Below are 24,193 nucleotides of genomic sequence, written 5' to 3' on the forward strand. Positions count from 1 at the left end.
GTGCGCCCTATCGCGCCACGATCTCCGGCATGCGCGTCGCCGGCGGGGTGTTGCGGCTGCGCTGCGTGCGCACGATCCCGTCGATGATGGTCATGCCGATGCCCGGCAGGTCGCCGAGGCGCACGGACTCGAGCAGGTCCTTGCCCGCCGAGTGCTGGGCCTTGTCCATCAGCACGAAATCGGCCGCGCGGCCGACCTCGACCAGGCCGCAGTCGAGCTGGCGCATGCGCGCCGTGTTGCCGGTGGCGAAGCAGAAGGCCACCTCTGCCGGCACGTCGCCGAGCGAGGAGAGCAGCGAGACCATGCGCAGGATGCCGAGCGGCTGCACGCCGGAGCCTGCCGGCGCATCCGTCCCGAGGATGACGCGGTTGAGGTCGCCCATCTCGCGCGCGATGCGCAGGGTGTAGAGCGCGGCCCGCTCGTTGCCGTTGTGCACCAGCTCGAGGCCGCGCTTGCAGCCCTCGCAGATGCAGCGGATCTGGTCGTCCGGCAGGGCCGTGTGGCCGCCGTTGATGTGGCCGACGACATCCGTGTCCGCCTCCAGCACCACGTCCTTGTCGATGAGGCCGGAGCCGGGGATGGACGGCCCGCCGGTGTGGATGGTCGACTGGATGCCGTACTTGCGCGCCCAGGCCACCATCTTGCGCGCCGTCGGCCCGTCCTTGACGCCGCCGAGGCCAACCTCGCCGAGCAGCTTGACGCCCGCGTCGGCCAGGTCCTTGAAATCCTGTTCCGTCATGTCCGGCTCGATGCAGGGTGCGCCGGCGTGGATCTTCACGCCGCTCGGGCGGAAGGCGGAGAAGGTGCGCTGGGCGTAGATCGCCATGGCCTTGAGCCCGACGACGTCGCGCGGTCGGCCCGGCGTGTGCACCTCGCCGGCCGAGATCATGGTGGTGACGCCGCCGTGCAGATTGCTGTCGATCCAGTTGAGCTGCTGCTGGCGCGGCGTCCAGTCGCCGGCGACGGGATGGACGTGGCTGTCGATGAGGCCCGGTGTCAGCACCGTGCCGTTGGCGTCGATGACCTCGCTCGCGCCGTCGGTGTCGACGTCCTTCTCGCGGCCGACGGCGGCGATCCGGCCGTCGATCGCGACCACCGTGTCGCCGTCGAGGATCGGCCGCTCGAGATCGCCGCTCAGAATCAGGCCGATGTTGCGAATGACGAGCTTGCCCTTCCCGCCCTGCTGTACCGCATCGTGCGCCATAGGTTCCCTCTCTCCCGTTGCTTCGACCAGCCTCTCGCCGCCCGCGTCACGACCCGATTGACAAGCCGGATCAGATGCGGTAATTTGTTAGTATACAAACAATCTAGAGGCGAGCAAGAGCCCTTCCGGAGGTTCGCATGACCTATGTCGTGACCGATGGCTGCATCCGTTGCAAGTACCAGGATTGCGTGGAGGTGTGCCCGGTCGACTGCTTCTACGAGGGGGAGACGATGCTCGTCATCCATCCGGACGAATGCATCGACTGCGGCGTGTGTGAGCCGGAATGTCCGGCCGACGCGATCGTCTCCGACACTGACCCGCGCGCCGACCGCTGGCTGCCCGTCAATGCGAAATATGCCGCGATCTGGCCCAACATCACCGATAAGGGACCGGTCCCGGACGATGCGGACGCGTGGAAAGACGTCCCCGACAAGGAGAAATTTCTATTTAGTACGGAAAAAATGTAAATACTTGCAATTCCGTACGAGATCGTGCAAATAGAAGCTGGTTACCCCTTTTCCCCCGCGCGGCGCCCCGCTATGTGAAGGCGCGGCACTCAACCCCGCGGCACCGGCCGCGACGCAGATCCGGGAGCATGGACGAGAAGCCATGAGCAACTTCAACCAAGAGCGCGTTCTGAGCGTGCATCACTGGACGGACACGCTGTTCTCCTTCACGACGACGCGCGACCCCGGCTTCCGCTTCAAGAACGGCCAGTTCACGATGATCGGCATCGAGGTGGAGGGAAAACCCCTCCTGCGGGCCTACAGCGTCGTGAGCCCCAACTACGACGAGAAGCTGGAGTTCTTCTCCATCAAGGTGCCGGACGGGCCGCTGACCTCCCGCCTGCAGCACCTGAAGGAAGGTGATCCCATCATCGTCGGCCGCAAGGCCACCGGCACCCTCGTGCTCGACAACCTGATGCATGGCCGCAACCTCTACCTGCTCGGCACCGGCACCGGCCTTGCCCCCTTCCTCAGCCTCATCCGCGATCCGGAGACCTACGAGCGCTTCGAGAAGGTCGTCCTCCTGCACGGCTGCCGCCAGGTGTCCGAGCTCGCCTATGGCGAGATGATCACCCGCGACCTGCCGGAGGACGAATTCCTCGGCGAGGAGATCCGCTCGAAGCTGATCTACTATCCGACCGTGACGCGCGAGCCCTTCCGCAACCGCGGCCGCATCACCGATCTCATCACGACCAGCAAGCTCTTCGGCGACATCGGCCTGCCGCCGATCGACGCCGAGAACGACCGCCTGATGCTCTGCGGCAGCCCGCAGATGATCCGCGACCTCAAGATCATCCTCGAGGAGCGCGGCTTCAACGAAGGCAACCACGGCGAGCCAGGCCATTTCGTCATCGAGAAGGCCTTCGCCGAGCGCTGAGCCCGGTTCAGCTTTCTCCCCTGCCTGAGGCGCGGCCGGCGCGAACCCGCCGCGCCTTTTCTCTTGCGCCCCCTCCCCACGCCTTGCCCCCCGCCCGCTGCTGGCCTATGACGCGCCGATGGCGAAGGGGCGCCAGACGAAGCGAGCGAGGCGACATGAGCGGCAAGCCGGCAAACGGGCAGGACAAGAACGCCAATGCGATGTGGGGCGGGCGCTTCGCCTCCTCGCCGAGCGCACTCATGGAGGCCATCAACGTCTCCATCGGCTTCGACAGACGCCTCGCCGCGCAGGACATCCGCGGCTCCGTCGCCCATGCCGACATGCTGGCGAAGCAGGGCATCATCTCGGAAGAGGACCGCGACGCCATCCACGACGGGCTGAAGCGCATCCTCGAGGAGATCGAGGGCGGCCACTTCACCTTCTCGACGGCGCTCGAAGACATCCACATGAACGTCGAGGGCCGCCTGCGCGACCTCATCGGCCCGGCCGCCGGGCGCCTGCACACGGCCCGCAGCCGCAACGACCAGGTGGCGACGGACGTGCGCCTGTGGGTGCGCGAGGCGCATGACCGGGCCGACGCCCAGATCACCAACCTGATGGACACGCTGCTCACCCAGGCGGCCGCCCATGCGGAGACGGTGATGCCCGGCTTCACCCACCTGCAGAGCGCCCAGCCCGTCACCTTCGGCCACCACCTCATGGCCTATGTCGAGATGCTGGGGCGCGACCGCTCGCGCATCCGCGACTCGCGCAAGCGCCTCAACGAATGCCCGCTCGGCGCCGCCGCCCTCGCCGGCACCTCCTTCCCCATCGACCGGCACGCAACGGCCGAAGCGCTCGGCTTCGACGGGCCGACGCGCAACTCGCTCGATTCCGTCTCCGACCGCGATTTCATCCTCGAATATCTGTCGATCGCCTCGATCTCGGCCATGCACCTCTCGCGCCTCGCGGAGGAGATCGTGATCTGGATGACGCCGCAGTTCGGCTTCGTGCGCCTGTCGGACCAGTGGACGACCGGCTCCAGCATCATGCCGCAGAAGAAGAATCCGGACGCGGCCGAGCTGGTGCGCGCCAAGCCGGGCCGCATCATCGGCTCGCTGGTGGCGCTGCTCACGGTGATGAAGGGCCTACCGCTCACCTATTCCAAGGACATGCAGGAGGACAAGGAGCGCCTCTTCGACGCCGCCGACACCTACGAGCTCGTGCTCGCCGCCGTCTCCGGCATGATCGCGGACCTGAAGCCCGTGTCCGAGCGGATGGCGGCCGCCGCCGGCGCCGGCTTCGCCACGGCGACCGATCTCGCCGACTGGCTGGTGCGCGCGCTCGAAATGCCGTTCCGCGACGCCCACCATGTCACCGGGCGCCTCGTCGCCGAAGCCGAGCAGCGCGGCTGCGGCCTGGAAGACCTGTCGCTCGACGTGATGCAGGCGGTGGAGCCGCGCATCACGGACGCGGTCTACGGCGTCCTCGGCGTCGAGAACTCCGTGCGCTCGCGCATGAGCTTCGGCGGCACGGCCCCCGACAACGTGCGCGCCCAGATCGCCTGGTGGCGCGCCCGGCTTTGAACGCCTAGACGCACGACGAACCCCTTGGCCCCATGGCGTAAACGGTCCGCTTCATGCTTTGCTGTGACAAAGCATGAAGCGGAGGCTCAACCCCCATGCCCTGGTCCATTCACGTCGGCACCATCGCCGGCACCGCGGTGCGCATCCACGTCACCTTCCTGCTCTTCCTGGCGTGGATCGGCTTCGCGCAATACCGCCTCGGCGGACCCGCCGCCGCCGCTGACAGCGTCCTCTTCATCGCGCTCCTCTTCCTGTGCGTGCTGCTCCACGAGTTCGGCCACGTGCTCGCCGCCCGGCGCTACGGCGTGCGCACGCCGCACATCACGCTCTTCCCGATCGGCGGCGTCGCGAGCCTCGAGCGCATCCCGGAAAAGCCGGGCGAGGAACTGGTCGTCGCCGTCGCGGGGCCCGCGGTCAATGTCGTCATCGCCCTCGTGCTCGTCATCATCCTCGGCGCGACGGTCGATCTGACGGACATGGCGCGCCTCGAGGATCCACGCGTCAGCTTGCTCGCGCGCCTCGCCGGGGCCAACATCATCCTCGTCCTCTTCAACATGATTCCGGCCTTTCCCATGGACGGCGGCCGGGTGCTGCGGGCGATCCTCGCCATGCGGGTCGGCTTCTCGCGGGCGACGCAGCTTGCCGCCACCATCGGCCAGGGCTTCGCCTTCCTCCTCGGCTTCGCCGGCCTCTTCCTCAACCCGCTCCTCATCTTCATCGCCATCTTCGTCTATCTCGCCGCCTCCTCGGAGGCCGAGCACGTCGCCTTCCGCGACGTCACCCGCGGCCTGCCGGTCGGCGAGGCGATGATCACGCAGTTCGAGGTGCTCGGCCCGCAGAGCTCGCTCGACGATGCCGTCGAGACCATGATCCGCACGTCCCAGAAGGAATTCCCGGTCGTCGACGGCGGCGGGCACCTGCGCGGCATCCTGACGCGCGACGCCCTTGTCATGGCGCTCAGGAACCACGGCGCCGCATCGCCGGTCATCGAGGTCATGAATGCCGAGGTGCCGACGATCCACTACCGCCAGCCGCTCGAGGCCGCCTTTCGCAAGCTCAACGAGGCCAAGGCCCCGGCCCTCGGCGTGCTCGACGGAAACGATCGTCTCGTCGGCCTCCTCACGGCGGAGAACATCGGCGAGATGATGCTGGTGCGCTCCGTGCAGCCGGAATGGCGCTTCGGCCACCGCAACCCGCGCGCCTGACCGATCAGGTGCGGGCGTCCTCCCGCGCCGTCCGGGGTTCGCGCGGGCGCGCCTCCTCCAGCAGCATGGCCTCCTCCGCGCCCGTGCCGACGATGCCTGCGGGGTCGGCAGCCGCCATCAGATCCTCGGCTGCGGGAGGGGCTGCGCGCAGCGGGCGCGGCGCGAGGCCGGTATGGGCGGCAACCGCCAGGACACCCATCAGCGGCAAGACCGTCGTCATGGCGACGAAGGGATCGCTGAAGAAGGCCGCGCCGACCGCCGAGCCGACGAGCCCACCGCCGATCTGCATGAATCCCGTCATGGCTGCCGCGGCGCCGGCGATATGCGGAAAACCGGCGAGCGCATTGGTCGTGACGCCAGGCATGACGAGGGCGATGCCGAAAGCCCACAGCGCAACCGGCACCATGACGGTGGCAAAGCCCGGCGGCAGCAGCCTCAGGCCCACCGCGAACCAGAGGGCGGCCGAGAGCGAGAAGACGAGACCGGCCGAGATGAGGCGGCTCGCCTCGAAGCGGCGCAGCAGCCGCCCGGCGATCACCGTGCCGATGGTATAGGCTCCGGTCTGGCAAAGCATCGACAGGCCGAAACCCGTCGGCGTCAGGCCCACCCGGTCGATCATGACGAAGGGCAGCATGGAGGCGAGGGTGTAGAGCCCGCCGGTGGTGAGGCCGAGCACGAGGCCCGCACGCAGGAAGCGCCGATCGTACAGGAGAACGCCGTAGCTCGTCAGCATGCGGGCCGGACGCGCCAGCGCCCTGTCGGGCGCAAGGTTCGTCTCGCGCGTCGCGAGGGCGAGCGTGAGGACCACGGCGAGGCCGTAGACGACCATGATGACGAACAGGGCGTGCCAGCCGAAGGCGCTCGCCGTCATGCCGCCGAGCGTCGGCGAGACGGCCGGGCCGACGGCCAGCATCAGGCCGATCAGGTTCATGATGCGGGCCAAAGTCTGGCCCGTGAACTGGTCGCGCACGATGGCGCGCGAGATGGCGACGCCGGCCGCCGCGCCGACGCCCTGCAGCGCCCGGCCGGCGAGCAGCCAGCCGATGCTCGGCGACCAGGCGGCGACGAGACTGCCGGCCAGGTAGATGGAGAAGAAGCCGATGGCCACAGGCCGCCGTCCAAAGGCGTCCGAAAGCGGACCGCAGACGAGCTGGGCGAAGGCGAAGCCGAAGAAATAAACCGTCAGCGTCAGGTTGATCGCCGCCGGCGTCGTGTTGAAGGCTCCGACCAGCGCCGGCATAGCTGGGGTGTAGAGCGCCAGGCTCACCGGCCCGAGCGCCACGATGAAGGCGCCGATGACGGCGGTGCGCATCTCGCTCATCATCGGCGTGGCGGCGGACGGCTTCATGCTCCCTCCCCGCCGCTGCGGCTGCAGAGATTGCTGCGCATGCGGTCGAGCAGCCGGCGCATGGTTTCGATCTCCTCCTGCGAGAAGTCGCGCGTCGCGTCCTCGCGGGCCCGCGTCAGCACGATCTTGATCTCCTCGACGAGCGGCAGGGCCGCCGGCGTGAGCTGCACCGTCTTGGCGCGCCGATCCTCCGGGTCCGGCATACGTTCAACGAGCCCGCGTGCCTCCAGCCGGTCGATGAAGCCGACGAGCGTCATCGGTTCCACGCTCATGCGCTCGGCAAGGTGGCTCTGGCGGATCGGAGCGAAATGGCTGACGAAGACGAGGGCGCGCGCCTCGCCCGGCGTGAGGCCGAGCCCCGCCTCCTCCATGGCGCGGTCAAAGCGCGCGCGCAGGAGGCGCGCTGCATCCGTCAAGAGGAAACCGAAGGTGGCTGGACCGGATTTCATCGCTCGCCTTAATATAAGTACACCTTATGAAATCAATGGCGAAGGTCAAGGGGCTGCTGCGCCGCAACAGACTTTCCGTTGCCGTTTGACGCACATCGGATTATAGGAACCGCGTGCCAGGGCGCGTAGGCAGCGCGCGCTGTCCCATCCGCTTTGCCATTTCGTGTCATGAGCCGGGCCCCATCCGCCGCGGCAGGAGTTTTCATGCAGCTGCGCAATATCGCCATCATCGCCCACGTCGACCACGGCAAGACGACCCTCGTGGACAAGCTGCTCGCCCAGTCCGGCGCCTTCCGCGAGAACCAGCGCGTGGCCGAGCGCGTGATGGATTCGAACGACCTCGAGAAGGAGCGCGGCATCACGATTCTTGCCAAGGCGACCTCGGTCGTCTGGAAGGGCACGCGCATCAACATCGTCGACACGCCCGGCCACGCCGACTTCGGCGGCGAGGTGGAGCGCATCCTCAACATGGTGGACGGCGCCATCGTGCTCGTCGATGCCGCCGAGGGCCCGATGCCGCAGACCAAGTTCGTCGTCGGCAAGGCGCTCAAGATCGGTCTGCGCCCCATCGTCGCCATCAACAAGGTCGACCGGCCGGATGCGCGGGCGCAGGAAGTGATCAACGAGGTCTTCGACCTCTTCGCCGCCCTCGACGCCACCGACGAGCAGCTCGACTTCCCGATCCTCTACGGCTCGGGCCGCGACGGCTGGATGGCGGCCTCGCCCGAGGGCCCGAAGGAGGCCGGGCTTGGGCCGCTCTTCGACCTCGTACTCGACCACGTGCCGCCGCCGACCGTCGAGGACGGCGCCTTCCGCATGCTCGGCACCATCCTCGAGGCGAACCCCTTCCTTGGCCGCATCATCACCGGCCGCATCTCGGCGGGGCAGGTCAAGCCGAACCAGGCCATCAAGGTCATCGACCGTGACGGCAAGGTCATCGAGCAGGGCCGCGTATCGAAGATCCTCGCCTTCCGTGGCATCGAGCGCCAGCCGATCGAGCTGGGGGAGGCGGGCGACATCGTTTCCATCGCCGGCCTCGAAAAGGGCACGGTGGCGGACACCTTCTGCGCCCCCGAGGTCGACACGCCGCTGCCGGCCCAGCCGATCGATCCGCCGACGGTCACCATGTCCTTCCTCGTCAACGATTCGCCGCTCGCCGGCACCGAGGGCGACAAGGTGACGAGCCGAATGATCCGCGACCGCCTGTTCAAGGAGGCCGAGGGCAACGTCACGCTGAAGATCGAGGAATCGTCCGACAAGGATTCCTTCTTCGTCTCCGGCCGCGGCGAACTGCAGCTCGCCATCCTCATCGAGACCATGCGCCGCGAGGGCTTTGAGCTCGCAGTGTCGCGCCCGCGCGTCGTCTTCAAGAAGGACGAGGCCACGGGCGAGACGCTGGAGCCGATCGAGGAGGTCGTCATCGACGTCGACGAGGAGCACTCGGGCGTCGTCGTGCAGAAGATGTCTGAGCGCAAGGCGGACATGATCGAGATGCGCCCCTCCGGCGGCAACCGGCTGCGCCTTGTCTTCCACGCCCCGACGCGCGGCCTCATCGGCTATCAGTCGGAGCTGATGACGGACACGCGGGGCACCGCGATCATGAACCGGCTGTTCCACGCCTACGCCCCCTACAAGGGCGAGATCGCCGGCCGGCGCAACGGCGTGCTCATCTCCAACGACGCCGGCGAGGCCGTGGCCTATGCGCTGTGGAACCTCGAGGACCGCGGCCCGATGATGATCGAGCCCGGCTGGAAGGTGTACCAGGGCATGATCGTCGGCGAGCACACGCGCGACAACGACCTTGAGGTCAACGTGCTTAAGGGCAAGAAGCTCACCAACATCCGCACGACGTCGAAGGACGAGGCGGTGCGCCTGACGCCGCCCATTCGCATGACGCTGGAGCGGGCGCTCGCCTGGATCCAGGACGACGAGCTCGTCGAGGTGACGCCGAAGTCCATCCGCCTGCGCAAGACCCTGCTCGACCCCAACGACCGCAAGCGCGCCGAGCGCGCCAAGGAAGCGGCGGCGGGCTGACGCCGGGCCAAATGAAAGGGCGCCGAAGGCGCCCTTTTTCATGTCCCGCTTGGGCGACGCTCACATGTCCGGACCGATGCTCACGTCCGTTTCTGAGACGATCGCAACATGCTCGCCAGCCCGGCGCAGCAAGCTCACCGCCGAGCGCGGCAGCCGGTCCTGCGTCGCATAGGCCGCGGCGAAGAACACGAACATCGAGAGAAGTGCGAGGCGGCGGTACATGGTTCGGCTCCCCGGTGCCCGGCGCCGCATCGGCGCGTCAGGCAGGGACAAAATGCGCCGAACCGGAACGGGCCGGCGTGCGCCCCCGCACGCGGCGGGGCCCGCCGAAGCCGGACAAGCAAAAGGGCGGCCACATGGCCGCCCCTGCGCTTCGCAAACCAGTTGAGCAAAAGCCTCCTGAAGGAGCGTCGACGTTCCCTCTCCCCACTCGCGGAAAGAGGGATGAAGATCACAGACCCTCGAACAGCGCCGTCGAGAGATAGCGCTCGGCGAAGGAGGGGATGATGATGACGATGGTCTTGCCGGCGCTGTCCGGACGGGCGGCGATCTCGAGGGCCGCAGCCACCGCCGCGCCGGAGGAGATGCCGACCGGGATGCCCTCGAGGCGGGCGACCAGGCGCGCGGTGTCGAAGGCCGTCTGGTTGCCCACCGTCACCACCTCGTCGATGACCGAGCGGTCGAGCACCTGCGGCACGAAGCCGGCGCCGATGCCCTGGATCTTGTGCGGGCCGGGCTGGCCGCCGGAAAGAACGGGCGAATCCTCGGGTTCGACCGCGACGACGCGCAGCGAGGGCTTGCGCGGCTTCAGTACCTGGCCGACGCCGGTGATGGTGCCGCCGGTGCCGACGCCCGAGACGAAGATGTCCACCGCGCCGTTGGTGTCGTTCCAGATCTCCTCCGCAGTGGTGCGACGGTGAATGGCCGGATTGGCCGGGTTGGCAAACTGCTGGGGGATGATGGAGCCGGGGATCTCGTTCTTCAGTTCCTCGGCGCGGTTGACGGCGCCGCGCATGCCCTGCGGGCCGGGGGTGAGGACGAGTTCGGCGCCGAGCAAGGCGAGCATTTTGCGCCGCTCGATCGACATCGTCTCCGGCATGACGAGGATGAGGCGATAGCCACGCGCGGCGGCGACGAAGGCGAGCGCGATGCCGGTGTTGCCCGAGGTCGGCTCGATGAGCGTCGCGCCCGGCCTGATCAGGCCGCGCTCCTCGAGGTCGTCGATCATGCTGACGCCGATGCGGTCCTTCACGCTGGCGATGGGATTGAAGAACTCGAGCTTGGCGAGGAGGTTGGCCTTGACGCCCTTGTCCTTCGCCAGCCGGTCGAGCCGCACCAGGGGCGTGTCGCCGATCGTCTCGGTGATCGAATTGTAGATCCGCCCGCGCCCGGGCACATGTTGCTTGTCCGTTGCGGGCTTGGTGGCTGGTTCGGCCATGATCTCGTCTCCACCCTGCTGCCGGCCTGCCACAGAAATGAAAGGCAGGCCAGGTGATTGAACCTCAGCCCCGATAGCATATTTACACAAAGACTGTCGATAATATTCCTATAATCACATTCTATATCGTAAAATCGACCGACGACGGCACGAGCCCGAAGACCGCGGCCTCCTCGGCGCGTCGGCACAGGTCTTCGACCGTCGATTCATCGAGGATCCTGAGAAAGGCCTCCCCGGCATCGCGCACTACCGGCCCGACGACGAGGTCGACGAGGGCGGATTCCGGCACGGGCGGCAGCGATTCCTCCGTTGAGGTCGCCATCGCCGCCCGCACGATCTCGCCGGCCGTGATGCGGCGGCGCTCACGCGCGAGTTCATAGCCGCCGCGCGGTCCCCGAACTCCCTTGAGGATGCCGGCCCGCACGAGTTGCTGCAGCACCGTCTCAAGATGACGCGGCGGCAGGTTGTGACGGGCCGCGAGCAGTTTCGCCGCCACCGGGCTCGGCCGTGCGTGGATGGCCACGTCGACGACAGCGGCAATGGCGAGAAGGCTGCGCCGGGAGAGCAGGATCATTGTCGTCGTTCCTCTTCGTCTGCTTCTCGCGGGTCACATGCCGGTCGACCCGAAACCGCCGGCGCCGCGTTCCGTCGCGCCCAGCCGGTCGACTTCCGCCAACCGGACCTGCCGCACGGGCGCGACGACCAGCTGTGCAATGCGCATACCGCGGCTCACCGTAAAATCCGCTGCACCCGTGTTGATCAGAATAACACCGATCTCGCCGCGGTAATCCGCATCCACAGTCCCCGGCGCGTTGAGAACGGTCACGCCGTGCTTCAGGGCGAGACCGGAGCGTGGCCGCACCTGCGCCTCATAGCCGGGAGGCAGCGCCATCGCGAAACCGGTGGGCACGAGCGCGCGGCCGCCGGGCGGCAGCGTCACCGGCCCATCGGCGGGCACGGCCGCCATCAGATCGAGCCCGGCGGCATGCGCGCTCTCGTAGCGCGGCAGCGGCAGGTCACCCGCATGCGGCAGGCGCACGACCTCCACGTGCGGTTCGGCAGGCGGCGTCGGTGTCATGCGGATCCCTTCGGCATGGCGGCGGCGATGCGGGCCACGAGCCGGCGCGCCACCTCGTCCTTGTCCATGGTCGGCCAGTCCTCGACGCCCTCGCCGGTGACGAGATGCACCGTGTTGCGCGTGCCGCCCATCACCCCCGTGCCGGGGCCGACGTCATTGGCGACGATCCAGTCGCAGCCCTTGCGCAGACGCTTCTGGCGGGCATGCTCCACCACCTTCTCCGTCTCGGCCGCGAAGCCGACGACGATGCCGGGCCGCTGCTCGGCACGATGCGCGATGGTGGCGAGGATGTCGGGGTTCTCGACGAGGGTGAGCCTGGGCGCCCCCTTGCCGTTCTTCTTCATCTTCTGAGCGGCTTCGCCCGCCGTGCGCCAGTCCGCCACCGCCGCGGCGAAGACTGCGGCATCGGCCGGTAGCGCCGCCTCGACCGCCGCCAGCATCTCGCGGGCGGTCTCGACGGCCACCGTCGTCACCCCCGCGGGTGGGGCGATGGCGACCGGCCCGGACACGAGCGTCACCCGCGCCCCGGCGGCGGCCGCGGCGGCCGCGATGGCGTGCCCCTGGCGCCCGGAGGAGCGGTTGGCGATGTAGCGCACGGGATCGATCGGCTCGTGCGTCGGGCCCGACGTGACGAGAACGTGGCGGCCGGCGAGCGGCAGGTCCGCACCGCCGAGAAGCCGCTCGACGGCGGCGAGAATCTCCATCGGCTCGGCCATGCGTCCGGGGCCGAACTCGCCGCGCTCGGCCATGGCCCCCTCGTTCGGTCCGACGACGGTAACGCCGTCGGCCTGGAGGAGCGCCATGTTGCGGCGCGTCGCGGGGTGCTGCCACATGCGCGGGTTCATCGCCGGGGCGACGAGGACCGGCTTGTCGGTGGCAAGAAGCGCCGTCGAGGCGAGATCATCGGCATGGCCGCCGGCCATCTTCGCGAGCAGGTCGGCCGTCGCCGGCGCGACGACGAGGAGGTCCGCCGAGCGCGACAGTTCGATGTGGCCGATGTCCGCCTCATCCGTCAGCGAGAAGAGGTCGGTAAATGCGCGCTCGCGCGACAGGCTGGCGACGGAGAGCGGCGTGATGAATTCGGCGCCGCCCTTCGTCAGGATCACACGCACCTCATGGCCGCGCTCCTTCAAGCGGCGGATGAGATCGAGCGACTTGTAGGCCGCGATTCCGCCACCGATGATGAGAAGGATACGCTTGGTCACGCGCCGCTCCCGTCGAGGATCGATCCGGCGCCGGGCGCTTTCGGCGAGCGAGGCCGGCGCGGCGCGACGCGCAAACTAGCGCGTCGTGCACAGCGCGCAAACAGTTCAGCGCTCCAAGGATGCCTTCGAAGCGGAAATGAAGAATCAACCTTAACGTGCAGAGCGGCGGATTTTCAGCCGCCGAGCCACATGGCGGCCAGGATGGCGGCGATAGCCCATAGCGCCAGATTGCCCCAACGGGCGCGGCGGGCCTCGGCGCGGCCGATGTCGGCAACGCTTTCCGGCGCGAGCAGGAAGCCGCGCTCGCCGGCGATCTCGAGCTGCTCGACGATGCGCTCGCCGCGGTTGAGGATCGACGGCAGGTGCCCGGCGAAGCCCGCGATCGACAAAGCGCCGCGCCCGGCCTCCTCCAGCCGGCCGACGGGGCCGAGGTTGCGCTCGATCCACTGGCGCACGACCGGGTCGGCCGTCGACCACATGTCGAGGCGCGGGTCGAGGGAGCGCGCCACGCCCTCGACCACCACCATGGTCTTCTGCAGCATCACGAGCTCGGTGCGCGTGTTCATGTCGAACAGCGCCGTGATCTCGAAGAGCAGCGTCAGGAGCTTCGCCATCGAGATTTCGTCGGCGCGCCGGTCGTGGATCGGCTCGCCGATGGCGCGGATGGCCTGGGCGAAATCCGCGATGCTGTGGTGGCGCGGCACGTAGCCCGCCTCGAAATGCACCTCCGCCACCCGGCGGTAGTTGCGCGTGATGAAGCCGAGGAGGATCTCGGCGAGAAAGCGCCGTTCCTTGTGGCCGAGCCGGCCCATGATGCCGCAGTCGACCGCGACGAGCCGCCCCTCGGGATCGACGAAGAGATTGCCGGGGTGCATGTCGGCATGGAAGAAGCCGTCGCGCAGCGCCTGGCGCAGGAAGGACTGGATGACCGTGCGCGCCAGCACCACGCGGTCGTGGCCGGCGGCGACCAGCGCCGCCATGTCTGACAGCGGCGTGCCGTCCACCCACTCGCTCGTCATGACGTCGCGAGCGGTCAGGTCCCACTTCACCTGAGGTACGCGGAAGTCGACGTCGTCGCGGGTGTTCTCGCCGAGCTCCGAGAGCGCCGCTGCCTCGAGCCTCAGGTCCATCTCCATGGCGACGGAGCGCGCCAGCGTCTCCACCACCTCGATGGGCCTGAGGCGCCGCATGGACGGGAACAGGCGCTCCGCCATGGCGGCGGCAAAGCGCATGGAGGCGAGATCGCGCGCGAAGCGCTCGCGCACCCCCGGCCGCAGCACCTTGACCGCGACCGTCAGCGCTCCCTCACCCTCGCCGATGCGTGCCCTGTGCACCTGGGCGATGGAGGCTGCGGCGAGCGCCGGGCCGAAGTCGCTGAAGAGCCTTTCGATCGGCACATCGAAGGATTCCTCGATGGTGCGCACCGCCTCCTCGCGCGGAAAGGGCGGCAGCCGGTCCTGCAGGCTCTCGAGATCGGCCGCCGCGCGCACGCCGACGACGTCGGGCCGCGTCGCCAGGAACTGGCCGAACTTGACGTAGGAGGGCCCGAGCCGCGTCATCGCCGCCGCAAGGCGCGATCCGCTCTCGCGCGCGCCGCGCCGCTCGACGGTGCGACCGAGCGAGATCATGAGGCGCATCGCCGGCGGCAGCGGGGCGACGTCGGTCAGGGAGAGCGCCCCTTCGCGCGCCAGCACGAAGCCGACGCGGGCGAGCCTGAAGCAGTGGACGAGCGCTGAGATCACGAGCGCCTCAGATCTTCCAGCCGGAATGCAGGGCAACGATGCCGCCCGTCATCGGCCGGGCGGTGACACGCACGAAGCCTGCTTCCTCGATCATGCCGGCAAAGGCGCGGGCCTTGGGGAACTTGCGGATCGATTCGACGAGATAGCGATACGGCTCGCCGTCACCCGTCACCATGCGGCCCATCGCCGGGATGACATTGAAGGAATAGGCGTCGTAGATCGCATCGAGCACCGGCACGTCGACCCGGCTGAACTCGAGGCACAGGAAGCGGCCGCCGCGCTTCAGCACGCGGTGCGCCTCCTTCAGGGCAAGTTCGATGCGCGGCACGTTGCGGATGCCGAAGGCGATCGTATAGGCATCGAAGCTGCGGTCCGGAAAGGGCAGGCTCTCGGCATTGCCCTGCACGAACTCGATGTCGTGCGCATGGCGCGCCGCCGCCCGGGCGCGCCCGACAGCGAGCATCTCGCCGTTGATGTCAAGCACCGTGACCTTGGTATCCGGCCCGCCGGCGTCGCTCACGCGGAAGGCGATGTCACCGGTGCCGCCGGCGACGTCGAGATGGTGAAAGGGCCGGTGCCGCGGCGGTCGCAGTGTGGAGACGAGGGCATCCTTCCACGCCCGGTGCAGGCCGCCCGACATGAGGTCGTTCATCAGGTCGTAACGGCTGGCGACCTTGTGAAAGACATCGTCGACGAGGCGCTGCTTGTCCGTGAGCCTCACGTTCGAGAAGCCGAAATGCGTGTCTTCGTCGCGCGCTGCCGTCATCGTCCCACCTCATCGAACGCCGGGACCATAGCCCGGCAGGCGCGGTCGCGCCATGGCACGGCACGTTGCGCCCCCCGGGGCCGTCCGGAAACGGCGCGCCGCACCTTGGGCCGGCTCAACGCGCCGCGAGGAAAGCCTCGTGCTCAGCCAGGAGCGCGCCGGACAGTGCCTTCTCGATCAGCGCCCGGGTCTCCGCGACGCCATAGAGGGCGATGAAGGAACCGAAGCGCGGCCCGCGTTCCTCGCCGAGCAGCACCTGGTAGACGCTCGAGAACCACTGCTGCGAGACGCCCGGACGCCCGTCCGGACTCTTCGTCTTGCCGCTGAGATCGGGGAAGTGCCGGCGACCGACCTCGTAGACGACCGCCTGAAGGGCATCGGCGTCGCTCGATCCTTCGAACGCCGCAAGCTCGTTGTCGAGATCGGCGAGCGCCTCCCGCTCCGCCTCGCTCGCCGCCCGGAACGTCTTGGCCGGGCGCACGAAGTCCCGGAAGTAGTTGACGGCATGGCCGACGAGCTTGTCGAGGCGCGGATGCGTCTCAGGCGACGCGCCAGGCGCATAGCGCCGGATGAAGCCCCACAGCACCGCCGGATCCTCGGTATTGGCGACGCCGGCAAGGTTGAGCAGCATGCCGAAGGTAAGTTGCGTCGACGTCCCGTTGGCGCCGGCCGCCTCAATCGTCTCGGGCGCCGGCGGCTCGCCGGCATGGATGTGCCAGGCCGGATTGCCGAGCCGGTGCTTCCACTCCTGCCGGCCGTATGCGTTGAGGAAGCCGAGATAATCGTCGACGTGGCGCGGGATGACGTCGAAGAACAGGCGCTTGGCCTCGCGCGGCTTGTTGTACATGAAGAGGGCGAGGCTTTCGGGCGTGCCGTAGCGCAGCCACTCCTCGATGGTCAGGCCGTTGCCCTTCGACTTCGAGATCTTCTGACCGTTCTCGTCGAGGAAAAGCTCGTAGTTGAAACCCTCGGGCGGCGGCGCACCGAGCGCGCGGGCAATCTGGCCCGACAGACGCACGGAATCGATGAGGTCCTTGCCCGCCATCTCGTAGTCGACTCCGAGCGCCACCCAGCGCATGGCCCAGTCCGGCTTCCATTGCAGCTTGGCATGGCCGCCAGTGACCGGTGTCTCGAAGCGCTCGCCCGTCGCGGGATCGCGCCAGACGATGGTGGCGCTGTCCTTCCTCACCTCCTCGATCGGTACCTGCATCACGATGCCGGTCTTCGGATGGACGGGCAGGAAGGGCGAATAGCTCTGCGCCCGCTCTGCCCTCAGGCTCGGCAGCATGATCGCCATCACCTCGTCATAGCGCTCGACGACGAGGCGCAGCGTGGCGTCGAAGCGGCCCGAGGTGTAGCACTCGGTCGCCGACATGAAGGTGTAGTCGAAGCCGAAGGCGTCGAGGAAGGCGCGCAGGCGCGCGTTGTTGTGGTGGCCGAAACTCTCGTGCGTGCCGAAGGGATCGGGCACCCGCGTCAGCGGCTTGCCGATATGCGCGGCGAGCATCTCGCGGTTCGGCACGTTGTCCGGCACCTTGCGCAGCCCGTCCATGTCGTCCGAGAAGGCGACGAGCCGCGTCGGGATGCGGTCTTCCGTCAGCACGCGGAAGGCGTGACGCACCATGGAGGTGCGCGCCACCTCGCCGAAGGTGCCGATGTGCGGCAGGCCCGAGGGGCCGTATCCCGTCTCGAACAGCGCCTCTTTCTTGCCCGACCGCTCCAGGCGCGCAACGAGTTTGCGCGCTTCCTCGAACGGCCAGGCGGCCGAGGCGCGGGCGGCCTCGACGAGCGCGGGATCGAGATGGAGCGGATGCGTCATGATACAGGTCTCTTCAAGAATGAGGGGCCGGCCGCCGATCTGGGCCGAGGCCAGGGCGGGCGGACACTAGGTAGGGCACCCCCGCGCGTCAACGCGGCATTTCCCGCCAAATTCCGGAAAGGTCAATAGAAGCCGACCGGGAAATGGCGCAGGTAGAGCTCGGCATAGGTGCCGTTGTCCCAAAGGCGCTGCAGCGCGTAGTCGAATGCGCGCCTCAGCACCTTGTCGTCCTTACGCAGCACGAAGCCCACACCCTCGCCGAAATAGCGGCTCTCGAGATAGGGGCCGCCGACGAAGCGGCAGCAATCGTCGGCCACACGCCCGTTGAGCCACAGGGCAAGGCTCATGCCGTCGCCGAACAGGTAATCGACTTCGCCCGCCCTCAACGCCTCACGCGCCGCGATCAGATTCGCATAGGGCTTCGCCTCGGTCTCGGGGAAATAGGCTTTCAGGAAGGCTTCGTGCGCGCTGCCGGCAATCACCGCGATGGAGCGGCCGGCGAGCACCTCGGGCGTAAGTCTGTCCGGCGCCTTCTCACGGCGCACGACGAAGCGCGCCGGCATGCGGTGGAAGGGGGCCGTGACGGCAAAGCCCTCCCTCAGAGATGCGGTGATGGCAATGCCGGCAGCCACCACGTCGCCGTGGCCGGCTTCAAGCGCCGGCAGCAGCGTGTCGAATCGGCGCGCCTGGATGGTGCAGGCAACCGACAGCACCTCACAGGCGGCGCGCGCAAGCTCGACCGCGAAGCCAGTAGGCACACCGTCGGGACCCGCGAAATGCAGCGGCGGAAACTCATCGTCCGTCATCACCCGCACGACCCGGACCCAGGACAGGTCCGGCTTCTCGATGCGCGTCCGCGTGTCCCAGAAATTGGGCACGATGGGACCGTCCGCCTCGGCCGCAAGGACAGGTCCGCCGAGGAACACGAGGACGAGCAATCGAAGCAGCGATGCCTTGAACACTCCGCCTCCTTGAGAACCTGCCGGCTGATATCTGCAGTTGTGCGCCAAGGGCGCCCGTGCCGGCAAGGGGGTCGCGGCGCTACCGAGCACCGAGCCCGGCTCTTCGAAACAAACAAATTTACAAAATTCCGCCTGTGGATAATCTGTCTGCGGGTTACGGGGCATAACAGATGAAGAGTGAAATTCTCTCCTCCGAAGCCGTCGGGGGAAATCAATGGCATTTAGATCAACAAAGCGAAGATGTCTATTTGAACTATACAAGTTTTGATTGCGGGGCAGACACGGACGAAATCGGTTTTCTGCTGCAGCACGGCGTGTCGGGACAGGCTCTCGCCGAGGCCCGCCGACGTGCATACCTATGGCGGGTCTCACCCTTCGAAGCACTTCTCGCGTGCGGCGCCATCGACGAGGAGAGGCTCTATGCCGCCGTCGCCGAGGCCGTTGGCATGCCGTTCCTGCGCCGCAACATGCGCATTGGCACCGGCGCACGTTTCCCCGAATGTCTGACCGCCGGGGTTGTGCCGCTGCACCCTGACGAGCAGGGCCTGCGCTTCGCCATCGCGCCGGGCGTGCGTCATCTCGGCCGGTTCATGGAGCAGCACGCCCGCTGGCACGATGCCGGCGTGGCGCTCACGACGCCGCGTCTGCTGACGAGGCTGGCGATGCGTGCCTTTCCCCGACACATCGCCCATCTTGCCGCCAATGGTCTTGCCGATGCGGCCGCCGCGCTCTCCTACCGCGGTCAGATGAGCGGCCCGCAAATCGGCCTGCTCGCGCTCGCCGTGGGCGTCATGAGCTTCTTCCTCGTCCGGGCGCCGGCGGCAGCCTTCGGCCTGTTCGCCTCGCTGTGCGGCCTCGTCTTCATCGCCATGGTGACGGTGCGCCTCGCCTGCTGCCTGGAGCCGCCCCGGCACCCGCCGCGGCGCAGCCCGGAGGATCACGCGCTGCCGACCTATACCGTCATCGTACCCCTGCACAGGGAAGAGCGCGTCCTGCCGCAGCTCCTCACCGCCCTTGAGGATCTCGATTATCCGCCGGCCAAGCTCGATATCAAGCTCGTCGTCGAGAGCGACGACGCGACGACCGCCGTGGCGCTGCGCCGTCAGACGCTGCCGCCCTGGTTCGAGGTCGTCGTCGCGCCACCGGGCCTGCCGCGCACCAAGCCCCGCGCGCTCAACTTGGCGCTGCAACTGGCACGCGGCGAATATACGGTCGTCTACGATGCCGAGGACGTGCCTGAGCCGCAGCAGTTGCGCCTAGCGGCCGCGCATCTGGCCGCCGCGCCCGCGCATGTCGCCTGCCTGCAAGCGCACCTCGCCATCGACAATGTCGACGACAGCCTGCTGACGCGCCTGTTCGCCATCGAATATGCGGTGCTGTTCGATGTCATCAATCCGGGCCTTGCCACCTTCGGTTTCCCTGTGCCGCTCGGCGGCACGTCCAATCATTTCCGGACGGCGGTGTTGCGCAGGGTCCATGCCTGGGATGCCTGGAATGTCACCGAGGATGCCGACCTCGGCCTCAGGCTGGCGCGGCTCGGCTACGCGGTCGAGGACCTGCCGTCAACGACGCGGGAGGAGGCGCCGGCCCGGCTGCGCGCCTGGCTCGCCCAGCGTGCGCGATGGATGAAGGGATGGCTCCAGGTCTGCGTCACGCATACGCGCGAACCGCGAACCGCGCTGCGGCAGCTGGGCCCCGCCGGCACTCTGGGCGCCTTCGCAACGGTGGCCGGGACCGTGTTGACGGCGCTGTTCTTCCCCATCTTCCTCATCGCATCGGTGCGCATGCTCGCCGACGGCAGCCTGCTCGCCGCCGACGAGCCGGTTCGCCGCGCCGTCGCCGCCATCGGCCTCACACTCTTCGCGGCGGGCGGCCTTGCCATGCTCGTACCCGCCTGCATCGGCCTGCGTCGCCGGAAGCTGCAGCGGCTCGCGCCCTATGTCGCGCTCATGCCGCTCTATTTCGTGCTGATTTCCTTCGCCGCCTGGCTGGGTGCGATCGAACTCATCTGCAGCCCGTTCCGCTGGAACAAGACGGAACACGGGCTAGCGCGCACATCCGAAGCGGCGCGGCGCCGCACGGCTTCCGCCGAAGCGATCATTCATCCCGTCAGAAGCAACCGGCGATCGCCGTGAGCAGCCAGTCGGCGAAAACGGCCTGGGACGACTGGCTCCAGAAGAAGAGCCCCGCCGCCATGAGCGCGACGCCGAAAACGGCCGAGACGGCAAGCAGGAGCAGCCGCTGCCCGCTCGTCAGCGCGACCTCATCCGAGGTCCGTACTCCGCCGCTCAGCTTCGTGCCATCCACAGCACACCTCGTCTCGACCCTGTGACGTCGACAGGATAGCAGGTCGCGGCCGGACGCCCAACCGTCTCGTCCCGCAGGTTTCGCGCCGCTGCGGCTCTCTCGGCCCCCCTGCCAAGCCCCGCGTTCGAGGTCAGATCCGGTCCGAGCCGGTCACGATCACTCTAGGGCAGAAGCTCGAGGATCGTATTGTTGATCCTCCAGCCGTTGTAATGCAGCGGAACCAGCTTGTGGCCGTGTAATCCGCGGATCCGTCGCGCCGCGGCGCCGACGTCGAACACGATGATCGGCCGCGCCGCGCGCAATGCCAGCGAGAGGGTGTAGGAATAGGTTTCCGGCCAGACGGAAGGCAGGAAGATGACGTCGATATCGAGGGCATCGATGGTTTCGAGAACGGTCGCATTGTCGTAGGGTCCGGTTATCGTGATCCCGGCCTGCGCCGCCCTGTCGTCGTTCTCGGTATAGCCGATGACGACGAACTCGACGGGCAGACCGCGCAGCCGGGCGTCAGTCGCGCAGTCGATGAGTTTCTCGAAACCCTTGATGGCGGAGATGGCGCCGAGAACGCCGACGCGCAGGATGCGGGAACCGGGACGCGGTCGCTTGAGCAGCGGCATCGGCATGACATCGTCGTGCGGCCGGATCTGGAAGCCGATATCGGGAAAGTAGCCGCGCAGTCGCCTGGCCACGTCCTCATCGGGTACGACCACGGCCTGCGCTCCGGCGAGCAGTTCATGGTAATCGGCCCGCCACGCCCGGATGTCGGGCACGCCGAACTCGGTCGGACTGGCCTGCAAACAGGTTTGGCAGGCAGAGTCACCCGGCTCCCCGCAGTAGATGCCCTTGGTGTCGATGAGGTTCACACGCGGGCAGATGCCGAAATAGTCGTGCACGACGACGCGCCACGGCCGCTGCAGGTGTCTGAGGAGATTTGTCACGCTCGAGGCCGGACGAGCGCCGAAATCCATGATGTGGTGGACGTGGACCTCCGTGATCGCCAGATCGTCCGCCAGGTGTTGCAGCAGCTGCAGGTCGAGCCCGGTGTGGAGCGCCGAAAGCATCGGCATCTTCGCGACATGCGCGCCGACGATATCGAAACGGTCATGGAACCTCGGATCGGCCACGGCACGGAAGACGCCATATCCTGCCGCCTCCAGGCGGCGCATCTCCTCGCGCACGTGCTGCTCCGTACCGCCTCCGCGAATATGGCTGACGAGCAGCACGTTCTGGGCGCGGCACGCACGTCGCAAGCGCTCCCGGTCGATCTGCTCGCGCGCGTTTCGCAGTGGATCCGCCTTGAGGAAGGCCTGCACCTCGGTCTGATAGTGCGGATGCCGCTCGTCGATGACCCGCATGGCGTGCTCGATCCGCTCCCGCCGCTCTTCGCGGAACGACGTCGCACCGAGGTGCCGGACGAAGACATTCGGGGCGGCGACGTTCTTCCAACCAGCATCGATCGCGCGCAGCGAAAAGTCGTTCTCCTCGCCGTAACCTGTCCCGAATGCCTCCGCATCGAAATAGCCTATCCTGTCGATGAGCTCCCGCTTGATGTACATGCAGAAGCCGATGGCGGTCGGCAGCTCGATAGGCTCTCCCGCATTCACTGAGGCGGCGATGCGGTCGATCTCCGCGTAGGGAACCTCGAGCGGCCGGTCGTTGTCTTCGTTGAAGAAGGGATAAGAGCAGACCGTCCCGTTGTTCGTCAGGGGCGTCACGGTGCCGAAGCGCGCATCCGCCTGCGCGGCCTTCCGCAAGCGGTCGATCCAGTCGCCGAACACTTCCGTGTCGGAGTTCAGCAGGATGACGTCACGGGCCGGGTGAAGCTGCATCGCCTTGTTGACGGACCTGACGAAGCCTTCGTTCACAGGGTTCCTGATCAGCCGGATGTAGCCCTTCTTGGCGAGGAGCTTGAGGATGTCCGACAGATCCTCTTCCGGTGAGCAATCGTCGACAACGACGACGCAGGAGGCCGTCCCGTTGGCGGCCGAGAGCACGCGGTAGAGACAGGTGATGGTCTCGCACTTGCCGCGATAAACGGGGATGATGACATCGACGGCCGCGCGTGCGGTCCAGCCGAAGAGGTGCTGCATCGCGCCGGGGCGTGGCAGAGCCAGGATCTTGCGCAGGTAGTGGTCGGCATCGTGGTCGCTGCCGGCAAAACGGGGCTCTTCGGGCCCCGGCGGCAGGGGCACGCCGCGCCGCCGCTCCACCTGGCCATAGCATACGAAATGCTCCAGCGCCGGCATGCCGCCAGCCGCCACGTCCGGATTGGCAGCGAGATAGCCGGCCGGATTGAACATGTCGCTGGCGCTGCGGCCCTCCCGGAGCCCGAAGGTGACGAAATGTCGGAAAGGCTCGCCTCCCCAGCCCGCGATATCCGGGTTCTTCCTGAGGTAGACGGGATAAGAGAACCACGGCGTCGGGCTCATACGCCGCCAGCGGCCGACGAGCAGGAAATGCAGCAGAGCCTCCATCGTGATGAGGGATCGGCCGGGGAAATGCTGCTGGTAATAGGCCGGATCGAAGAACTGGATCGGCACCACGGTCACATTGCCGCGCAGCAGGTCCTGCATTCCGGAAAGCCGTCCGGCCCGATCGGGCGCCCGATGGAAGTGGACGCTGCAGAGCCAGCGGCCATATTTCTCGAGGATGAGCCCGCTGAGCGTGATCGCGATGCCGTGTCCGACGACCGGCACACGGTGCAGGAGATTGACGGACAGGAAAGCGCCGTAGCCGAGGGCACCCACGAGTTTCCGCCGGATAAGGAGGTAGGCCCATTGCGCCCCGTATTGTCCGGCTCGAAAGAAGAGAACCCGGAAGGCATGCGCCAGATAGAGGCATGCGGCGTTGATTTTTGTCGCACAGGCCAAGATGAGACTGTCCAGATCCGAGGCAAATCCGTTTCTGCCCGTCTGTTGGCGAACGCCATGTGTCAGCCTGGAAACAATCTGCTGCATCTGAAAATTCCACCGTGATTAAAGAAAAAGACGCAATGCATGAAAGGAAAGAGGGTGTTGGGCACGCGGAGAAAGCCTCTCCCTGCAGCGATTCCTTGCCGCCGAACGGGCGCTGGGGCCGACGGCATGCGGTTGCGGCCGACACCAACCTGATGGTATGCGCGCCGGGGGCAAATTCGACTCACCAGCGACTGGCGAACCCGGCCAAGAGGCTGACATATCACGCAGGAGCGGCGGCTTTGGGCAGGAAGGATGGGGAGGCGGGAGCTTGCGCCGCCGCCGCCATGGCGCATGATGTCCGCTCCATGGGAGCGGCTGCGACGGAGGCACGACAATGGCACCGCGCCTGCCCGACCTTGCCAAGCGATCGCTGAAAACGGCCCTCGACGACCTCGGCCATGTCATGGAACGCGTTCATACCCATGCGCTCAAGCAGCGCATGAGCCCGGACGCGTTCCGTGCGACCGTGGCCGGACTCGGCTTCTCCTCCATGCGTGAGTTCTGCGACCGCACAGGCTTGCCGGAGAGCACCATCGAGAGCTGGCTGCGCTTCGGCCTGTCCCACGATGCGGCCCAGCTCCTCAACGCCATGATGAGCTACCGTAACCGCGTCAAGGAAGCGATCGAGGCCGCCGACAGTGCGACGAACGCCGGCATTGCCGATTTCTTCGAGGAACGGCGGCTGCCCTGAAGTCTTTGCTGCGCTGCACAAAACGACCGGCGCAGCGCCTGAA

At 67.5% G+C, this 24,193-nt stretch carries 21 protein-coding genes; 7 read left to right on the top strand and 14 right to left on the bottom strand.

All coding sequences use genetic code 11. The features are described 5' to 3' along the window. Nucleotides 1-7 precede the first annotated feature (7 nt). On the bottom strand, nucleotides 8-1,204 hold the full coding sequence (locus ASC46_RS11455) for an amidohydrolase family protein (RefSeq protein ID WP_055459451.1): 1,197 nt from the start codon (nucleotides 1,202-1,204) through the stop codon (nucleotides 8-10). Between the two features lie 137 nt (nucleotides 1,205-1,341). Between ASC46_RS11455 and fdxA the strand changes: the two genes are divergently transcribed. The 4 genes from fdxA (at nucleotide 1,342) to ASC46_RS11475 (ending at nucleotide 5,357) form a co-directional block, all read left to right on the top strand. Further along, nucleotides 1,342-1,671 carry a ferredoxin FdxA gene (fdxA, locus tag ASC46_RS11460; RefSeq protein ID WP_019402117.1) on the top strand — a complete coding sequence of 110 codons (330 nt, stop codon included), beginning with the start codon at nucleotides 1,342-1,344 and terminating at the stop codon, nucleotides 1,669-1,671. A 142-nt stretch (nucleotides 1,672-1,813) separates the two neighbouring features. Further along, nucleotides 1,814-2,587, top strand: coding sequence for a ferredoxin--NADP reductase (locus ASC46_RS11465; protein ID WP_019402118.1), 774 nt, complete (start codon nucleotides 1,814-1,816; stop codon nucleotides 2,585-2,587). Nucleotides 2,588-2,742: 155 nt separating this feature from the next. Next, a complete protein-coding gene (gene argH, locus ASC46_RS11470) occupies nucleotides 2,743-4,152 on the top strand; it encodes an argininosuccinate lyase (RefSeq protein WP_055459452.1) in 1,410 nt (469 codons plus the stop codon). A gap of 95 nt (nucleotides 4,153-4,247) precedes the next feature. Next, nucleotides 4,248-5,357, top strand: coding sequence for a site-2 protease family protein (locus ASC46_RS11475; protein WP_055459453.1), 1,110 nt, complete (start codon nucleotides 4,248-4,250; stop codon nucleotides 5,355-5,357). A gap of 4 nt (nucleotides 5,358-5,361) precedes the next feature. Here ASC46_RS11475 and ASC46_RS11480 read toward each other — a convergent pair whose 3' ends face one another. Both ASC46_RS11480 and ASC46_RS11485 read right to left on the bottom strand, forming a co-directional pair. Then, a complete protein-coding gene (locus ASC46_RS11480) occupies nucleotides 5,362-6,705 on the bottom strand; it encodes a multidrug effflux MFS transporter (RefSeq protein WP_055459454.1) in 1,344 nt (447 codons plus the stop codon). Then, a complete protein-coding gene (locus tag ASC46_RS11485) occupies nucleotides 6,702-7,154 on the bottom strand; it encodes a MarR family winged helix-turn-helix transcriptional regulator (RefSeq protein WP_055459455.1) in 453 nt (150 codons plus the stop codon). Before ASC46_RS11485 ends, ASC46_RS11480 begins: the two co-directional genes overlap by 4 nt. A 204-nt stretch (nucleotides 7,155-7,358) precedes the next feature. Here ASC46_RS11485 and typA point away from each other — a divergent pair, with 204 nt between their 5' ends. Next, on the top strand, nucleotides 7,359-9,188 hold the full coding sequence (typA, locus tag ASC46_RS11490) for a translational GTPase TypA (protein ID WP_055459456.1): 1,830 nt from the start codon (nucleotides 7,359-7,361) through the stop codon (nucleotides 9,186-9,188). Nucleotides 9,189-9,248: 60 nt separating this feature from the next. Here the strand turns inward: typA and ASC46_RS21255 are convergent, their stop codons facing one another. From ASC46_RS21255 to ASC46_RS11530, 9 genes are all read right to left on the bottom strand, one after another. Continuing rightward, on the bottom strand, nucleotides 9,249-9,410 hold the full coding sequence (locus tag ASC46_RS21255; protein WP_157672332.1) for a hypothetical protein: 162 nt from the start codon (nucleotides 9,408-9,410) through the stop codon (nucleotides 9,249-9,251). Between the two features lie 229 nt (nucleotides 9,411-9,639). Then, nucleotides 9,640-10,626, bottom strand: coding sequence for a cysteine synthase A (gene cysK / locus ASC46_RS11495; protein WP_055459457.1), 987 nt, complete (start codon nucleotides 10,624-10,626; stop codon nucleotides 9,640-9,642). Nucleotides 10,627-10,747: 121 nt separating this feature from the next. Continuing rightward, nucleotides 10,748-11,200: an RrF2 family transcriptional regulator gene (locus tag ASC46_RS11500; RefSeq protein WP_019402126.1), complete on the bottom strand. Its 453-nt coding sequence runs from the start codon at nucleotides 11,198-11,200 to the stop codon at nucleotides 10,748-10,750. Nucleotides 11,201-11,233: 33 nt separating this feature from the next. Then, entirely contained in the window at nucleotides 11,234-11,704 is a 471-nt protein-coding gene (gene dut / locus ASC46_RS11505; protein ID WP_055459458.1) for a dUTP diphosphatase, read from the bottom strand. Beyond that, a complete protein-coding gene (gene coaBC, locus ASC46_RS11510; RefSeq protein ID WP_055459459.1) occupies nucleotides 11,701-12,909 on the bottom strand; it encodes a bifunctional phosphopantothenoylcysteine decarboxylase/phosphopantothenate--cysteine ligase CoaBC in 1,209 nt (402 codons plus the stop codon). The genes dut and coaBC overlap by 4 nt, the downstream gene beginning before the upstream one ends. A gap of 173 nt (nucleotides 12,910-13,082) precedes the next feature. Further along, nucleotides 13,083-14,651: a 2-polyprenylphenol 6-hydroxylase gene (gene ubiB / locus ASC46_RS11515; RefSeq protein ID WP_055459460.1), complete on the bottom strand. Its 1,569-nt coding sequence runs from the start codon at nucleotides 14,649-14,651 to the stop codon at nucleotides 13,083-13,085. Nucleotides 14,652-14,658: 7 nt separating this feature from the next. After that, nucleotides 14,659-15,417, bottom strand: a complete 759-nt coding sequence (gene ubiE, locus ASC46_RS11520; protein ID WP_055459461.1) for a bifunctional demethylmenaquinone methyltransferase/2-methoxy-6-polyprenyl-1,4-benzoquinol methylase UbiE — start codon at nucleotides 15,415-15,417, stop codon at nucleotides 14,659-14,661. 115 nt (nucleotides 15,418-15,532) lie between these two features. Then, nucleotides 15,533-17,236 carry a lysine--tRNA ligase gene (locus tag ASC46_RS11525; RefSeq protein ID WP_055459462.1) on the bottom strand — a complete coding sequence of 568 codons (1,704 nt, stop codon included), beginning with the start codon at nucleotides 17,234-17,236 and terminating at the stop codon, nucleotides 15,533-15,535. 122 nt (nucleotides 17,237-17,358) lie between these two features. After that, the gene (locus ASC46_RS11530; RefSeq protein WP_072249491.1) at nucleotides 17,359-18,198 is read right to left on the bottom strand and encodes a transporter substrate-binding domain-containing protein; all 840 of its coding nucleotides are present in this window, start codon (nucleotides 18,196-18,198) and stop codon (nucleotides 17,359-17,361) included. A 314-nt stretch (nucleotides 18,199-18,512) separates the two neighbouring features. On the opposite strand from ASC46_RS11530, the gene ASC46_RS11535 reads away from it, so the two are divergent. Then, complete coding sequence (locus tag ASC46_RS11535) at nucleotides 18,513-20,333, top strand: glycosyltransferase family 2 protein (RefSeq protein ID WP_157672333.1); 1,821 nt, start codon at nucleotides 18,513-18,515, stop codon at nucleotides 20,331-20,333. Here ASC46_RS11535 and ASC46_RS11540 read toward each other — a convergent pair. Then, nucleotides 20,308-20,505, bottom strand: coding sequence for a hypothetical protein (locus ASC46_RS11540; RefSeq protein ID WP_055459464.1), 198 nt, complete (start codon nucleotides 20,503-20,505; stop codon nucleotides 20,308-20,310). The genes ASC46_RS11535 and ASC46_RS11540 overlap by 26 nt on opposite strands. 161 nt (nucleotides 20,506-20,666) lie before the next feature. Further along, a complete protein-coding gene (locus tag ASC46_RS11545) occupies nucleotides 20,667-23,249 on the bottom strand; it encodes a glycosyltransferase (RefSeq protein WP_157672334.1) in 2,583 nt (860 codons plus the stop codon). Nucleotides 23,250-23,793: 544 nt separating this feature from the next. Here ASC46_RS11545 and ASC46_RS11550 point away from each other — a divergent pair. Beyond that, the gene (locus ASC46_RS11550; protein WP_055459466.1) at nucleotides 23,794-24,150 is read left to right on the top strand and encodes a hypothetical protein; all 357 of its coding nucleotides are present in this window, start codon (nucleotides 23,794-23,796) and stop codon (nucleotides 24,148-24,150) included. Nucleotides 24,151-24,193 lie beyond the last annotated feature (43 nt).

The organism is Chelatococcus sambhunathii (assembly GCF_001418005.1).
In the GTDB taxonomy this organism is placed as follows: domain Bacteria; phylum Pseudomonadota; class Alphaproteobacteria; order Rhizobiales; family Beijerinckiaceae; genus Chelatococcus_A; species Chelatococcus_A sambhunathii.

What these genes read in the sequence shown, in the direction of transcription:
- ASC46_RS11485 (WP_055459455.1), bottom strand. Translation starts at nt 7,154, where the DNA reads ATGAAATCCGGTCCAGCCACCTTCGGTTTCCTCTTGACGGATGCAGCG.
- ASC46_RS11500 (WP_019402126.1), bottom strand. Translation starts at nt 11,200, where the DNA reads ATGATCCTGCTCTCCCGGCGCAGCCTTCTCGCCATTGCCGCTGTCGTC.
- fdxA (WP_019402117.1), top strand. Translation starts at nt 1,342, where the DNA reads ATGACCTATGTCGTGACCGATGGCTGCATCCGTTGCAAGTACCAGGAT.
- ASC46_RS11455 (WP_055459451.1), bottom strand. Translation starts at nt 1,204, where the DNA reads ATGGCGCACGATGCGGTACAGCAGGGCGGGAAGGGCAAGCTCGTCATT.
- ubiE (WP_055459461.1), bottom strand. Translation starts at nt 15,417, where the DNA reads ATGACGGCAGCGCGCGACGAAGACACGCATTTCGGCTTCTCGAACGTG.
- argH (WP_055459452.1), top strand. Translation starts at nt 2,743, where the DNA reads ATGAGCGGCAAGCCGGCAAACGGGCAGGACAAGAACGCCAATGCGATG.
- dut (WP_055459458.1), bottom strand. Translation starts at nt 11,704, where the DNA reads ATGACACCGACGCCGCCTGCCGAACCGCACGTGGAGGTCGTGCGCCTG.
- typA (WP_055459456.1), top strand. Translation starts at nt 7,359, where the DNA reads ATGCAGCTGCGCAATATCGCCATCATCGCCCACGTCGACCACGGCAAG.
- ASC46_RS11465 (WP_019402118.1), top strand. Translation starts at nt 1,814, where the DNA reads ATGAGCAACTTCAACCAAGAGCGCGTTCTGAGCGTGCATCACTGGACG.
- ASC46_RS11475 (WP_055459453.1), top strand. Translation starts at nt 4,248, where the DNA reads ATGCCCTGGTCCATTCACGTCGGCACCATCGCCGGCACCGCGGTGCGC.
- ASC46_RS11480 (WP_055459454.1), bottom strand. Translation starts at nt 6,705, where the DNA reads ATGAAGCCGTCCGCCGCCACGCCGATGATGAGCGAGATGCGCACCGCC.
- ASC46_RS21255 (WP_157672332.1), bottom strand. Translation starts at nt 9,410, where the DNA reads ATGTACCGCCGCCTCGCACTTCTCTCGATGTTCGTGTTCTTCGCCGCG.
- ASC46_RS11550 (WP_055459466.1), top strand. Translation starts at nt 23,794, where the DNA reads ATGGCACCGCGCCTGCCCGACCTTGCCAAGCGATCGCTGAAAACGGCC.
- ASC46_RS11525 (WP_055459462.1), bottom strand. Translation starts at nt 17,236, where the DNA reads ATGACGCATCCGCTCCATCTCGATCCCGCGCTCGTCGAGGCCGCCCGC.
- cysK (WP_055459457.1), bottom strand. Translation starts at nt 10,626, where the DNA reads ATGGCCGAACCAGCCACCAAGCCCGCAACGGACAAGCAACATGTGCCC.